Origin of the sequence: Streptomyces sp. NPDC058662, from assembly GCF_042716255.1 — a bacterium.
Lineage (GTDB): Bacteria > Actinomycetota > Actinomycetes > Streptomycetales > Streptomycetaceae > Streptomyces.
Genome location: NZ_JBHXRU010000002.1, coordinates 191,572 through 205,615 on the forward strand (window position 1 = coordinate 191,572; position 14,044 = coordinate 205,615).

14 protein-coding genes are annotated in these 14,044 nt (G+C 66.0%); 6 read left to right on the top strand and 8 right to left on the bottom strand.

What is annotated here, in order from left to right:
- Positions 1-218: 218 nt before the first annotated feature.
- Complete coding sequence (locus ACFWUQ_RS01960) at positions 219-1,226, top strand: LacI family DNA-binding transcriptional regulator (protein WP_384531588.1); 1,008 nt, start codon at positions 219-221, stop codon at positions 1,224-1,226.
- A 181-nt stretch (positions 1,227-1,407) separates the two neighbouring features.
- On the opposite strand, the gene ACFWUQ_RS01965 is transcribed toward ACFWUQ_RS01960, so the two are convergent.
- The 5 genes from ACFWUQ_RS01965 to ACFWUQ_RS01985 all read right to left on the bottom strand — a co-directional run bounded on the left by ACFWUQ_RS01965 (position 1,408) and on the right by ACFWUQ_RS01985 (position 4,820).
- Entirely contained in the window at positions 1,408-2,361 is a 954-nt protein-coding gene (locus ACFWUQ_RS01965; RefSeq protein ID WP_384531590.1) for an alpha/beta hydrolase fold domain-containing protein, read from the bottom strand.
- A gap of 271 nt (positions 2,362-2,632) precedes the next feature.
- Complete coding sequence (locus tag ACFWUQ_RS01970) at positions 2,633-2,965, bottom strand: ribosomal protein L7/L12 (protein WP_384531592.1); 333 nt, start codon at positions 2,963-2,965, stop codon at positions 2,633-2,635.
- Between the two features lie 36 nt (positions 2,966-3,001).
- Positions 3,002-3,475: a DUF5958 family protein gene (locus tag ACFWUQ_RS01975; RefSeq protein ID WP_384531594.1), complete on the bottom strand. Its 474-nt coding sequence runs from the start codon at positions 3,473-3,475 to the stop codon at positions 3,002-3,004.
- A gap of 144 nt (positions 3,476-3,619) precedes the next feature.
- Positions 3,620-4,420 carry an inositol monophosphatase family protein gene (locus tag ACFWUQ_RS01980; protein ID WP_384531596.1) on the bottom strand — a complete coding sequence of 267 codons (801 nt, stop codon included), beginning with the start codon at positions 4,418-4,420 and terminating at the stop codon, positions 3,620-3,622.
- 58 nt (positions 4,421-4,478) lie between these two features.
- Complete coding sequence (locus tag ACFWUQ_RS01985) at positions 4,479-4,820, bottom strand: GPP34 family phosphoprotein (protein ID WP_384531598.1); 342 nt, start codon at positions 4,818-4,820, stop codon at positions 4,479-4,481.
- Here ACFWUQ_RS01985 and ACFWUQ_RS01990 point away from each other — a divergent pair.
- The 5 genes from ACFWUQ_RS01990 to ACFWUQ_RS02010 all read left to right on the top strand — a co-directional run bounded on the left by ACFWUQ_RS01990 (position 4,800) and on the right by ACFWUQ_RS02010 (position 8,539).
- Positions 4,800-5,156, top strand: coding sequence for a hypothetical protein (locus ACFWUQ_RS01990; protein WP_384531599.1), 357 nt, complete (start codon positions 4,800-4,802; stop codon positions 5,154-5,156). The two genes, ACFWUQ_RS01985 and ACFWUQ_RS01990, sit on opposite strands and share 21 nt — an antisense overlap.
- A complete protein-coding gene (locus ACFWUQ_RS01995; protein ID WP_384531601.1) occupies positions 5,153-6,019 on the top strand; it encodes a protein kinase in 867 nt (288 codons plus the stop codon). Before ACFWUQ_RS01990 ends, ACFWUQ_RS01995 begins: the two co-directional genes overlap by 4 nt.
- Before the next feature lie 112 nt (positions 6,020-6,131).
- Positions 6,132-6,275: a hypothetical protein gene (locus ACFWUQ_RS02000; protein ID WP_167347301.1), complete on the top strand. Its 144-nt coding sequence runs from the start codon at positions 6,132-6,134 to the stop codon at positions 6,273-6,275.
- A gap of 336 nt (positions 6,276-6,611) precedes the next feature.
- Positions 6,612-7,247: an aKG-HExxH-type peptide beta-hydroxylase gene (locus tag ACFWUQ_RS02005; RefSeq protein ID WP_384531602.1), complete on the top strand. Its 636-nt coding sequence runs from the start codon at positions 6,612-6,614 to the stop codon at positions 7,245-7,247.
- Positions 7,244-8,539, top strand: a complete 1,296-nt coding sequence (locus ACFWUQ_RS02010; protein ID WP_384531603.1) for a serine hydrolase domain-containing protein — start codon at positions 7,244-7,246, stop codon at positions 8,537-8,539. The genes ACFWUQ_RS02005 and ACFWUQ_RS02010 overlap by 4 nt, the downstream gene beginning before the upstream one ends.
- 535 nt (positions 8,540-9,074) lie before the next feature.
- Here the strand turns inward: ACFWUQ_RS02010 and ACFWUQ_RS02015 are convergent.
- The 3 genes from ACFWUQ_RS02015 to ACFWUQ_RS02025 form a co-directional block, all read right to left on the bottom strand.
- Positions 9,075-10,193: a DNA adenine methylase gene (locus tag ACFWUQ_RS02015; protein WP_384531604.1), complete on the bottom strand. Its 1,119-nt coding sequence runs from the start codon at positions 10,191-10,193 to the stop codon at positions 9,075-9,077.
- Between the two features lie 144 nt (positions 10,194-10,337).
- The gene (locus ACFWUQ_RS02020; protein ID WP_384531606.1) at positions 10,338-11,660 is read right to left on the bottom strand and encodes a hypothetical protein; all 1,323 of its coding nucleotides are present in this window, start codon (positions 11,658-11,660) and stop codon (positions 10,338-10,340) included.
- Between the two features lie 82 nt (positions 11,661-11,742).
- Positions 11,743-13,731: a helicase HerA domain-containing protein gene (locus tag ACFWUQ_RS02025; RefSeq protein WP_384531607.1), complete on the bottom strand. Its 1,989-nt coding sequence runs from the start codon at positions 13,729-13,731 to the stop codon at positions 11,743-11,745.
- Positions 13,732-14,044: the final 313 nt, after the last annotated feature.

A 14,044-nucleotide genomic window follows, 5' to 3' on the forward strand; every position in this document is an offset into this window, starting at 1 on the left:
TGCGCCAACCTAGAGCACTTCCGACACACGCCTCGGGGCGGCTCGGTCGGGCGTCCGCGGCGAGAAGCATGACGATCGTTTAGCGGTAGGGGTTTCGGTACAGCCCCAGGGCGCGACCGCCGCTCCCGCGTCCCGCTTTCCGATCATGGTCCGAGGCCTACTCGTGTAACCTCCGCAGGAAGCGCGCACACCGAGCAGAAGGAGTGTCCGAGGACGTCATGGCCAAAGACGCACACGTCCCCGCGACCACCACCAGCGCCGACGTGGCCCGCTTGGCGGGAGTCTCACGCGCCACCGTCTCCTTCGTGCTCAACGACACCCAGGGCCACCGCGTCAGCGCCGCCACCCGGGCCCGGGTGCTCGACGCGGCGCGGCAGCTCGGCTATGTACCGCACGCCGCCGCCCGGTCCCTGCGGGCCGGGCGGAGCAACCTGGTGCTGATGCCCTCCTCCGCGTCGGCGATAGGCCGGCTCGTCAGCGACTGGGTCGACGACCTGCACGGGGAGCTCGACCGGCACGGCTACACCGCCGTGCTGCACGCGGGCCGCTTCGCCGACCCTCTCGACGCCGCCCGCGCCTGGGCCGAGTTGCGTCCGGCGGCCGTGGTCGCCCTCGACGGCGACCGCTTCACTGCCCAGGCGGCCGACCTCCTGCGCCGGGCCGGGGTGCGCGGGCTGCTGGCGTTCGCGGCGGTGCCCGTCGAGGGCGTGCACACCGTCCGCTTCGACCACGCCCACATCGGCGCCACCGCGGCCGAGCACCTGATCGCCCGGGGCCGCAGCAGGATCGGCGTGGTCATGCCGCAGGAGCGCGGCCTCGCGACGCTCGCCCGGCCGCGCCTCGCGGGCGCCGAGTCGGTCGCGGCCCGGCACATGGCGACCGTCACTCCGGTAGAGCTCGCCTACACGCGCGAGTCCGCGACCGCCCTGGCCCGGCGATGGCCGAGCCTCGGCCTCGATGCCGTGTTCGCGTACAACGACGAGTACGCGACGCTGCTGCTGCACGCACTCCAGTCCGAGGGCGTCTCCGTACCGGACGAGGTGGCCATCGTCGGTTCGGACGACCTGGTCCTCTCCGCGCTCCAGCAGCCCGCGCTCACCACCGTCCGGTTGGACCTCCCCGATCCCGGACGCATCGCGGACGCGGTGCACGAGCTGGTCGAGATGGGTACGGCGCCGGCCCTGCCGGCGATCGAGGCCGTCCTGGTCCACCGCCAGACCTCCTGAGGAGAGGCGGGGTTGCTGTTGCCCCGGCCCGCGGGGCGAGCGCCCGGCGGCCCCAGTCGCCGGCCGTGTCCAGCCTGTTCCGGCCCGGCCGGAGTCGTCGGGCATCCGTGAGAGGGGACCGCTGCGGCGGCCAGGCCGCACCGTGCCCGGGTCGCGCCCGGCGCCCGGCACCGGGTCCGGGTCAGGCCTCGGCGGTCAGATGGCCGGTCAGGAAAGCCACGCTCTCGGCGACGATCTCCTCGATGTCCGGCGAGCCGAGGAAGATGTGGTCCGCGCCCTCCACCGGCCGCAGGGTGACCTCACCCCCCGCGGCTTCGAGCGCCGCCGCCAGGGCCTCGCTCTGGCTGTACGGGACGAGCCCGTCCCGCGTGCCGTGGACCAGGAGGAACGGCGGCGGGGTCGCGCCCCCGGCGTACGTCACCGGGCTCGCCGCACGGGCCAGTGCGGGCCGGTCCGCCTCGGTGCCGCCCAGCAGGGCCTCGTAGGGGTCCGGGAACGGGGCGCCGGCCGGCATCGGCGGCAGAGGGTGGGCCGCGAGGGCGGGCAGGTCGGAGACGCCGTACCAGTCGACGACGGCCAGTACCCGGGTGTCGCCCGCACCGACCCCGTGGGTTCCCTCCAGCGCCGGACCGTTCGGGCTGCCGGGTCCGACGAGCCCGGCGAGGGCGGCCAGGTGACCTCCCGCTGACTCGCCCCATACGCCGATCCGGTCCGCGTCGAGGCGCAGAGTCCCGGCGAAGGCGCGGACGTAGCGGATCGCGGCCTTCACGTCGTGCAGCTGGGCGGGGAACGGGGCTTCGAGGCTGTGCCGGTAGTCGATCGAGACGAGGGCGAGTCCGGCACCGAGCACCGCCCCGTGCAGGAGCGCGGCCGGAACGGTGGGCGGCGGGTAGCGGCGGTCGCCCTCCAGCCAGCCGCCGCCGTGAATCCATACGACCGCCGGGAACGGCCCCTCGCCTGGCGGGAGTTGCACGTCGAGCAGCCGGGGCCGGTAGCCGGGTGTGGTCGCGTACGTGATCCCGTCGAAGCGCCGCACACCGTCGGGGCCCGTCACGGGCGGTACGGGCGACTGGTACGGCGGGGGCGGCCAGGCCGCGTCGGAGAGATCGGACCCGGCCGGGGGAGATTGCGTCATTGCGGCCCTTCCAATTCGGCGCGGCCGTCGTGGCCGGGCGGTTCCCGGGGCGAACGCAGCTTCGTGACGATGGTCCGAAACGCATGCGCGGTTGCCGGTACGGCGTGGAGTGTTACACGTGTAATCAGACTGTAGCGATGCCTTTCCGTTGCCCACAAGCCCATAGCCGGTGCGACCTCCCGGGTAGGTGCGCGCGTACGGGTCCCGACCGCCCCACCCGTGCCGGAGCACGCCAAGTCACCCCCGCCTACGGCAGAACCGGGTACTCCTCCTAGTCCGTAATGGGAGAGGAACTTGCCGGGCAGGTGTCATTCGGCCAGGGCCCCCGGCACGGGGTGGGATCGAGGACCAGGGCCTCGCGCGGGAGGGTGCGGTCGCACCAGTCGCACAGCACCGTGGCGTGGGCACCCGCGTCGCGAAGGAGTGCGGCCGTGTCCTGTGCGACGTCGAGCCAGGCGGGTCCCGCGACCGCGACGGGAGCGGTGTCGAGCAGGAGTTTGCTGTCCCAGAGGCTGAGGCCGGTGACTGCACGAACGGCCATGACCAGCTCTGTTGTCCGCTCCCCAGCCTCCGTCAGCACCACGCGGAATCCTGGCTCTTCCACACACCCTCCCCGGGCACACGTACCGCACGGGCAACCCTACGACTCCGCGACCCACCTACTAAAAGCTGCGCTCAAGGACGTCGTGCCACAGCTACGGCTCCGGGACGGAAGGAGGCATGTTGTGCCAAGGGTGCCCGCAGATGCCCTTGCAGTACGTCTGCCTGGGCGGGTGTCGGCGACGGAGAAGACGGAGACGAGAACACGGAACGCTGTGACGTGCTCGTCCGCGGGCAGGGCTGCGAAGCCATAGCGAGGCGGGTCCATGCACACCATCACCGAAGGGTTGGCAGTCGGTTTCACCCCGGAACGGGCAACCCCCGCACGCCCGTCCGCCGCAGTGATGTGCGCTTTCTTGCATCGCGTATCCGGCGACTTGTTACAGTACGTCGTGCCGGGCGGCGGGGGAGAGGGCGGAAAACCAGGTCGTTCCGTTGTCCAACGTGCGGAGCCCTTGCGCAACCTCGTTGACGACCCGCTCTGCTTGACGCCGAGTGGCCCGCCCGCCGTCACTGCTGGTCTCCACCACTTATCGATCCTTCCCCACTCGGACCGCGATCATCACCGACAGAGGCTGTCCCGGCAACAGCCCTGCCTCAGGACGCACGCACCGCACCAAGCGGAAACGGGCGGCTCCCCGCAATCACGGTCACCGCACTAGCTTGGGCCGCGCATCATCGACATCAGGAGCCCGTGGGTCTCCTCGTCGGCGGCGGCCACGAGGCCGCGGCCTGACTCGCCGAGCGGGGCCCCGTCGATCCCCGTGACCACGCAGCCGGCAGCACGGCACAGGGCGATGCCGGCCGCGAAGTGCACGCTCCCCGACAGGTCGCCGCCATCGGTGACGTACGCGGCGCGCCGGCCGGCGGCGACCCAGGACAGCGCCAGCGACGTGGATACGACCCGCGGCCGGAAGGTCTCGGCGAACCCGGGGTGGGTCAGCAGGTCCACGGCCCGGAAACCGGGCGCGTTCGGGAAGGGCGGGTCCAGGTTGACGTCCACCAGGCGGGTGTCGGGGGTGGGGGTCAGGAGTGCGTCGTCGGCCCCGGCGTGCCCGACCCAGGCGGTCCTCCCGTCGGTGAAGAAGACCTCTCCGCCGAACGGGTCGGCCACCGCCGCCGCCCCACCGCGCAGCGCCACGTTGACGGCCACCAGCATGTTCCCGGCGGCGTAGTTCAGCGTGCCGCACAGGGGGTCCACCCACCACTGGCGGGCAGCGTCTGCGGCGCCCTGCTGCCCACCCTCCTCGCCGAGTACGGCGTCATCCGGCCGTGCGGCACGGATGACGCCGAGGATCGTCCTCTCGGCCTCCACATCGGCGGTGGTGGCGAAGTCCCCGGCACCCTTGTCGATGCGGTCGAGCCGCTGCCCGTACAGGGCGCGGACCACCTCCGCGCCGGCCCGGGCCGCGGCCGCGGCGACCGCGGCATCGTCGTAGCTTGCGTATGAGTCGATCACACCGCGCAGACTACCGAGACGGCGATGCCCGCCCCGGCGAATCTTCACAGACGGGGCATCAACTGGTGGTCGTGGCCAGAGTGATCACTGTGACGGCTGCCATCGCCGCCTGCATGTCGCGTATGGCGGCACGGACGCTGTCGGCAGCCCATTGCCCTGCGGCGATCTCCGCCATCCTCGCGACGACCGACTTCCGCGGGCTGTCGGGAAACGCGAGGCGGTGCAGTTTGGCGGAGTGGATCAGCGCGATGGGGCCTGCCGTCCGGGTGTCCGGCTCGGCGCCGTCCAGCACGGTCGCGCGGAGACGGTCGCGCAGTTCGACCTCGACCGCGCCGTCGACCTCGGGGTAGCGGTGTATCGGGAACACGCCGAGCGTCCTGTGTCGCGCCTCCACGACCACCCCGCGCTTGCACAGGCTCTCAAGCGTCGCTGCGACGGCCTTGAACAGACCCAGGCCCGTCCGCAGCTGACCGTCCTGCTGACCACCGAGCCCGACATCTGCCACACCCGCATCACTCGACGCGCGACAGAGCGCCGCTTCACCGAACACCCCGAGGCCGCCGCCCGGCTGGCCGACCTCTACAACGAGGCCGCCGAGGCCTTGACCAAGGCCACTGGCCTTCCCGTGCTGAAGCACCCCTGCACGACCCATGCCGATCTCGAAGCCCTGGTCGACGCCTGCATGGAGGACCTCCGCTCGGCCGGCAGCCCCAAGAACAAGGAAGCGAGCCGATGAACCTGCACCCGATGCATCCCGCAGCCTGGGTCCTTGATCAGCTCCGCACGGACGGGTGGCACATCAGCGACCTCCTCGCGTTCACGCGGGCCAGCACCCTGGTCAGAGCGAGCCGCCCCGGCAAGCAGGACGTCGTACTGAAGGCGGGCTTCGGCAGCAACCACGTCCTCGCCGACCTCGACCCCAGCCAGAAGCCGGCCGCGTACGGTTTCTATTGGTACGCGCAGATGACCGAGACCGAACGTGCCCTCACCCGTGAAGACTTTCGCCATGAGGCGGAGCTGACCGCTGCCGCCGGAGGAACCGATCACGTCGTCCCGCTGCTGGAACAGCGCAGCTCGGAGCGGTTCGACTGGTACACCATGCCGCACTGCGACGGCGGGAACTTCCGGGCCTTCATGGCCTCGTCGAAAGACACCGGGAAGGGTCTCAGCATCCTCGCCGACGTCGCCGACGGCTTGGACAACCTGCACCAGCGCGGAGTCGTCCACCGCGACGTCTACCAGGAGAACATCCTCATCGACCAGGGCCGGGGCCTGATCACCGACCTCGGAGCCGCCCGCCGCCTGTCCGCCCCGCGCGGGCCTGAACACCGCGGCCCCGAGGTCCACTGGCCGCCGGAGTACCTCACCGGCTACAACGAGGCGTCCCCGGCTGCCGATGTCTTCAGCCTCGCCGTCCTCGTCTACCGCTACCTGTGCGGGGACATCCCCCGCCTGGCCAGCCACACGAACCTGCCCTTCATCTCGGAGCCCCTGCCCAGCGTCGTGACCGCCGCGCTCTCCGACGACGCGGGCGACCGGCCCGCCATGGAAGACCTGCGCACCGCGCTCCGCACGGCGGCCGACCTCCACCAGCGCTGACCGACACGAGGGAGCCCCTCATGCCCAGGGCGAGATCTCCGCCCCCATCCGGCCCCACAGCAGAGCAAGCGGAACAAGCCGAAGCCAACGAGACCGAAAGGCGGAACACCCCATGAACCAGGACCGCATCGCCGACTTCCTCGCCAACGTCGAGGACCTGCGCGGCGAGGACGAGACCGTCCGTACCACCGCCCACACCTCCAGCGTCTCGGCCGAGGGCTGGCCGGCGGCCGAGGCGGAGACCACCACCGCCTGAACCGCCGCAGCCGCCCGGCGCTCTGAGCGCCGCCGGTGAACACACCCGGGGCCGGGCCGCCCGCACCTGCGGCCCGGCCCCGGCGCCCACCACCGAACAGGAGGACCGCCTCATGAGCGCACGCAGCGCATCCATGCTGTCATCCGCCCCGGAGCCCAGCCGCCTCAGCCCAGCACCAGCACGGCCGCCGACTACTGCCTGGCCCACCACGCCCTCGAAGGAGCCGAAGTCACCGCCCGCGCCGGTGACGCCACGGGCTTCGACTGGTACGTCGCCCACCCCGACGCGGGAGCCGCCACCAGCTCTGTCCCCACCGCGGTCGGCACACGCGTGGTCGTGGCGCCCGCGCTCGCCGACCTGCCCCGATCCGCGATCTCCGAGACCCCCTACTACATCCTGGGCCCCGGCACCGGGCCCGCACAGCCCCACCTGCGCAGCCTCGCGGCCGACGCGTACGCCAGCGCCGCACGAGCGGGCTTCGGCGATCTGCTCGCCGCGCACGCCGTTGTCCTGTGCCTGCTGCGGACCAAGAACCTCGGCGAAACCCTCGACAGCTGGACCATCAGCCGCCTGCCCGGAACGGTCTTCATGGACCACGTCGACGACCCGGTCGTCTTGGCCCGCGACCTCATCCACGAGGCCGGGCACAACCTGCTGAACGACGCGCTCGCGGCGACGGGATCCAAGATCAGCGACACCGCGCACTTCCACTCCCCGTGGAAGCAGACGGTGCGGCCGGCGTTCGGCTTCCTCCACGCCTGCTGGGCATTCCCGCTGACCATGCTGTTCACCGCGCACACACTGAACAGCACCAAGGGAGACCTGTACCGGTTCCTGACCGCCTACCTCGACCAGCAGCGAAGCCTCCTCGCCGGCACCGCGCCCGACCATGCCCGCGCTCTGGAGCTGATCAGCGACGATGGTCTCCGCGACCGCCTCGCTGCCGCCCACCACCAGGCCCTCGCCCTGTGAACGCAGCCCGCGACGAGGAGCCCGGCCTGTCCCTACTGGTCCACCGGTCAGGCGAAGAGCCCACTCTTCTCCACACCGGTCTGGCCAGCCTCGAACACGGACTGCCTATCGGACCGGACACCACCTTCAACGTCGGCTCGGTCGCGAAGCAGATCACCGCCCACTTGATCCTGCTCGCCGCGCATGACGATCTCCTGCGCCTGGACCAACAGGCCGCGGACCTGCTGCCCCGACTCACGCTCAGCGATGTCACCGTCGCGGAGCTGGTCACCCACCGGTCGGGCATACGCGACGCCGAGTCCTTGCTCTCTCTCGCCGGCTTCCGGGACCTCGACCACTACACGGCCGGCGACCTGCGAAACCTCGCCTACCGGCAGGACCAACGCGCCGTCCCCAAAGGCCGCTTCCTCTACAGCAACACCAACTACCTCCTCCTGGCAGAGATCCTCGAAACGGTCCACCGCACCACACTGCCCGACCTCGCCCGGCACCGCCTTTTCGGCCCGCTCGGCATGCACTCCACCCACTTCAAGACGGACCCGCGCCAGGTCATCCCCGGAGCCGCATCCGCCTACCAGGCCACCCACCACGGCTGGCAGCACACAGAAGTGCCGGTCACCCTGCCTGGCCCCGGAACGCTATGGACAACCGTCGGCGACCTCGACCGCTGGCTCACCCAACTCCATCAGCGCTGGCAGCGCCCCCGCCACCTACCCTGGCAGGAAGCTGTCGACTACGAGCCCTGCGACCACAAGCCCTATCTGTACGGCCCCGGGCTCTACGCCGACGCCCGCCCCGGCCGCACTGCCGTCTTCCACTACGGCCACGAACATGGCTTCTCCGCCGCTGCCCACGTGGAAGCATCAGGGCTACGCGTGATCGCCCTGTCCAACAACCCCGGGCTCTCGGCCGACCGCGTCATCGCCGCCATCCTCCGGGACCTCCACGAGCAGCCGATGCTGGCCCCCAAGGAAGTCCTCCTCCGCGCCGCGACCATGGAGCGAACCCCGGGCACTGTCGCACGAACCCAGCCCATACTCGACGACCGCGACCGGCACACAGAGCTCGGCACCTTCACATGCGACCAAGCCCTCGGCAGCCTGCGGCTCACCAGCAGCGCCGGCGCCCTCCACCTGTGGCGCCGAGGGACAAGGGACCAGCTCACCCCGACAGGACCGGGCGTCCACGCCGGCAATGGCTACACCCTCACCATGCCCAGCAGCATGGACCAGGTTGACCGCTTCACCCTCGACCTCGACCGTGCCCCAGGGCTCACGTACATCCGCCAGTAGCCGTCTGCCATGAGACCGCTTCCCGCCCTCGCCTCATCGTCTAGCAGAAGATCGAACTGGAGAGACTCCCGATGTTTGACCGCATGGGATTCCTGGGATGGCCTCGTTCGCCAGCAACGGTCTGCCCGCGCCCGCCCAGACCGATGACGGGAACCCATGGATCGACGGCGTCTGTTGGCTGTACTGCGGGCAACGCTGGACCCGCGTCTTGTGGATAGGACCGGTGCGCGTGGCAGGCATGCAGGCCCCGATGTTCGCGTGCAGCCCCTGCATCACCGAACTCCACGAGCGCGTGTGGCAATCGGTGCTCTGCGCAGATAGACCACCCGAAGCTGAGCCCTGATCAGCTGAACCACGCCGATGCGGCATCACGACGGCGTCGTGGTCTCCACCGCGGCCGCAACGAAGCCGCGCGGTCTAACCGACCACCGAGAGCCTGGAATCTCGATCTGGCTCACACCGCTATTGTCGCCCCCACCGTCACCCTGGCGTGGCGTCGGGGGAGCGACAGCCCAGTTAGCCCTTCTTCAGCCGTCTACTCACTTGGCAACATCTCGCCGACGGGCCGAAAGTCGGCGTTTTGTGGAACTGTCGAGGGTGGAAGGGTAGTGACCAACAATTCATCTGCAGCACCACGCCCTTGACGGGCTGAAGCCGTGTACCGGAGAGAGACAAGCCTCTTTGAGATCCTCCACTCTTTGACACCCAGGACCTCCTTCTCCGTCGCGCCAGGAGTCATCCTGTCGCCAGCATATAGCCACGGGTTCGAGAGAAGCTGCGGCTTGGCGTCATAGGAAAGAACCCAGCGAAATTGCATCCTATTTCGCAAATATTCAGCCAGTCGGTAGTGAGGAAAGTGGTCCGACCAGTTCAAATCATCTACAGGCGACATCAAATTATTCACCTGCGAATAAAATGACCTCTGATAGAGTTTTTCAGATTTCTCGATATATGGAGGATCCAGATATGCAACCACCTGATCAGGAATCAGGTCGGCATACCATTCCGGTACGTCAGCCAGCGTATCTTTCCAGTCCTTGCACCAGACATCCACAAGGCGGTTCGTGTCGTACAAGTGACCTACATAACGAATGCGCTCAGACAGAGGCTCCACATTAAATCGGCAGCCTATCCCGTACTGGGATTCTTGCTTGCGTCCGCCAATCGGGCCGGCACTGCCATGGAGGATTCCCGAGAAGGTAGTCCGGTTGAGAAAGAGGCACTTGACTGCGGTTTCGAAACGCGCGGTCGATTCCGACATTCCAGCAGCAGGCGTCCAGGCCCGCCAGTAGTCCCAGCGATCGAGTGCAGTCGATCCACCAAGGCTGATATATAGAGCGTGTTCTTCTGCCATCCGGCCGACGAAGTTCTCTGTATCCGAAGCAGCCACTTGCCAAAACGCAGCAACCAAAGGGTCAGCATCTGCTAGCAAAATTCGATTGACGATCCCGGCTCCGACCAGTCGCAGGGATGTGGAGGCACCCCCGGCGAATGGCTCAACAAGAAGATCAACCTTTCGAATCTGAGATGAAGTCTTCGCCGATTCGATGAGATTACCAATCAGGCTAGAAAGGCCTGTCTTTGCGCCCGGATACCTGAGCGGGGTCTGATACCTCCCCTGAGCCAAAGGGTGATCTACATCTTCAACCTGCAATCCAGCCCTCATTGAATTCCCAATGCTCCGCGGAGCATTGGGAATAGCCGCTAGGCGGCTGGGAACGTGCGGGGGCTGGACATGCCGCGTCGACCAGGCAGTAACCACTCCTGGCAAACTGTCCGAACTCATCCAGCCCTCCCGCTATATCCCACTGACCTGCGTCCCCCGAGCAGATGCCCCAAGGCCCAGTTTATGTTCCGCAACCAGGCGGAGTACATCTGTGCCGACACCGATGGGGAACGCCGCCTTGCCATGTGCCACTGCGACAGGAATGATGCCATCTTTGTACATGGACGATCCAGTTCGGTCGATCACGTCAAGGATCGCTGGCAAGGTCGGATATCCCTGCGGGCCGGCCTGGCCACCTCGAGCATCGTACGCAGCACCTGTCACCGGCATAACAGTCGGCACCACAATGCGCCCATCTTTGGCTCGGTAGACAAACTTACGCCCCCAGTAGGTCTCCTTGCCGTATGAGGATGCATTTGCGGTGTTAGTCACCACTTTAACAACCTCCTCGTCGCAGACAAGGAGGTCGCCGGGCTGTAGGACCTCATGACGTGCCAACTGCTGAGCATAGTCGACCATTGCTCCGGTCTTTTCCAAACCGCACAGGTACGGCCCGTCACCGGGGGTGGTTGCCGCCATCGCCTGGAAGTACTCCTGGGCTCGACCACGAAGCTTGGCCGGCGGGCCATACATAGCCAGCGGACCATCCACAATGAATAGAGTGGAACACAGAAGGTCGTCTCGTGATTGCTCCCAGAGCAGGCTGGTGAGTCCCACTAGCACAAGGAGTTCAACGACAGACATCAGGCGACCGAGGGCGGATTCGTTCGTTCCCTCTTCCATCACCTCCTCGTGGATGCGCAGGACATCCGTGGGGTACAGCACCTGCTCGCAAATTGGGCAGACGCCCCCTTGCGTCGAGATCAGCACGTCCTGGGCGTCACAGTCGTCGGACGGGCAATTGACCGGGACGCCCCTAGCAGGTCGCCCAGGGGTGCCGTGGACGAGCATGAGTAGGTCTAGGAGGGTCTGATCGAGCCTATTCACCTCGACCTTTTTCGTCCGAAATATCCGATCGAGGTTCTCACGCCACGAGGTGGCTATTCCAATGCTAGGCCGCGTGTACGCCCCAGCAACGGGTAGATCGAGCGAAACCAGTGCGGTGTTTACCGCCGACTCTATAGCTACCGGATCGACAAACCTTTCAGCCCTCTGAAACTCCATCGCGCCTAGATCCACGTACGCCGCAGCCGCCTGAGCGTAGCCATACACTACCGAAGGCAGACCATCCCGGATGCGCTCGCTCATACGCGAGCCGTCGATGGCTATAGCCGACGAGAGATGCCCACCCTTAACAGCACCGGAGAACTGCTCGACCCTCTTGATTTTGGGCTTCAGCCATTCCAAGTCCCCGATGCTCTCGGCAGGGACGTAAAAGTTCGAACTGTCAGCCAAAGCTCGCATTGCAGCATTGGTGTGCCCAACTCGGGAAGCCCGCTCAAAAGACCCATTAACCGTCTCGTATGGCATGCGGCCCTTACGCCTTCCGAGGAGATGGGATGAGGGCGGGATCGCCGGCAGCAGCCCTGGCTTCGTTCACGAGATCGAGGTCGTACCTATCGATCTGCACGGGCACGATGAAAGGCGACGAGAGCGTCTTGAGGCGCACGTACCCTCTATCCTCAGCCGTGATGATCGCCGAAGCGAAAGCCGCGAAATCGTAGAACCTTGAGAGTTCCTGCACTTCTTTGGTGTTGTTGAGGTGCGCGACAACCCAGTTCGCCGTATTCGCCTTCACCTGGTGAGCGACCCCTGACACTTCTTGGGTGGCGTAGGTCATTCCGATATTAAGCTTGGCCGCTTCCTTTGCCAGCTTTACCCAGATGTCACCGTCGTCTTTATACTTGTCCGAGGAGAAGAGGTTATGAGCCTCCTCGAGCATCACCTGAATGGAGGGAGGTTCCTCTCCCGAAGTGAAAACTAGCGTCTGCTTGGCGAGTAGACGCCGAGTGATGCTCTCGGAGAGGGCCTTAATGATGGGCGGCGATCCGACATGAAGGTCGACAATCACAATGCGGCCATCAGTCAAGTGGCGATAGATTTCCTCCGACGGATCTTGGTCCGTCGCCTCATTGTGGAATTCCTTGAGGTCGAGAAGATTACGCCATCCACGCACATTCCCGGACTGGCCAGTTTGGCCGGTATAGATTGGTTCGGTAGATGTCCAGCGGACATCATCGCAGAACTTCTGGGCCTCGACGTTGCCCGCATTCCGCAGTTCGATGATTGCATCCACGAGTGGACGAATGTCCTGCCCCTTGACCGCGAAAATTCGACCCGCTGGGGCAAAGAGGTTTCTCCCCACCTTCTCCGTAACCGCGGCGCGCAGCTCTTCCTTGATTGCAAGCTTCACGGAGAACGCCTGAGATGTACCTGCGTTATGGCTTGGGAGGGCGAAGCCTGCACGGTCCAGAGATGCATAGAGGATCAGGCGGCCTCGCTGTGCCCGCGTCGTCTCACTGTAATCATTAGGGATGTCTGTGAAGCGAGTTACAGCGAAGTCATTGATGTACCCAGCAGATCCATCTGAACGGAGCTTATCCGCGATGAGCCCCTGCACCGCCTCAACCTGGGCAGGGTCAAAGAAGTTGATGCCCAATGGGCGCACGTGAGACTCAGTGCTCCCAGCACCGAACTTGAAGATGCGCACGTGCCGTTCACCGATCGCAGCAATCTCGGTGCCATCCTGCGTGTTCGGATTTGCATATTCGCCCTGAGGGTCAAAGATTAGCTGACCAATCGGCGTTCCGCCCGCGGCGCGACGTCGTTCGGAGACGGCAAACGTTCGCGCAATGATGATCTTTGCCGTGTTGGACTTACCCATCCGTGTCATTCCGAGCAGACCGGTCTTGGTGCCGATGAAGTCATGAATATTGATCATGACGGCGGAGTCATCCTGCTTGGCCGCTTTAGCGCGACGTCGCGTTGCAGAATATCGAACCGATCCGATGCGTACCCTTTCAACCTCCCTATCAGACGGCTTAAGGTAAGATGCAATCTCGGACAGACCTTCGCCAACAGGCTTCAAAACTCGGTATGTAGACGTAGCGTAAAAGTTGTCAACGTCCGCACCAAAGTCGAGACGCTTCTTTCCGTCCACGTCATCTTCGTAGAAGGTTCCGAGAATCCGACACCTGAGCCCAGTGAAGGACACTCGATTCTTGGTGAACGGATCGAGGTTAACGTCGAGCACTACTGAGGGGGACGCGTCACCGTTGCTCGACAGGGCCGCCCGCAGGGCCTCCTCTCGGACGGCGTGCAGGTCCGACTCCATGGCAAGGGGCGCGGTGCCATCAACTCGGAGCAGCAGAACCTCGTCATCGTCGCGAGAGTCTCCGTCGATGTCGCGAGCTGTGGCGAGCAGGAATGCGTATTGCGGGATGCCCCCTGCGTCGAACTTCCACTTGTCGTGAGTCAGGACGATTGCTTCGTTGTAGTCAAGGCGGTGGATGGCACCGATGCGCATAGACCGGTCCTGCGCAAGCAGGGTCGACTCCAGGAGCGCACCGGCTCCGACGCCAGGGAACAACGTTACAGACACTCTTCCTCCCCTGAAGATATGCGGATTGCAGTCTGACACACCCTGGCTGACCAGCTGAGGGAGTCTCAGAAAAATGCGCTCGGTAGTCATCTCGGCCGTACCTCCAGGCGTGCTTCGAGGTGGCTGATTTTCAACCGTGGAGACTCATCTGAGTCCACAGTTCTTGGCCACTGGATGCACGAGAAAGCGCCACCGTCGGGTCGACGGTGGCGCCGGGGCTCGTACACGCGGGGCTCAG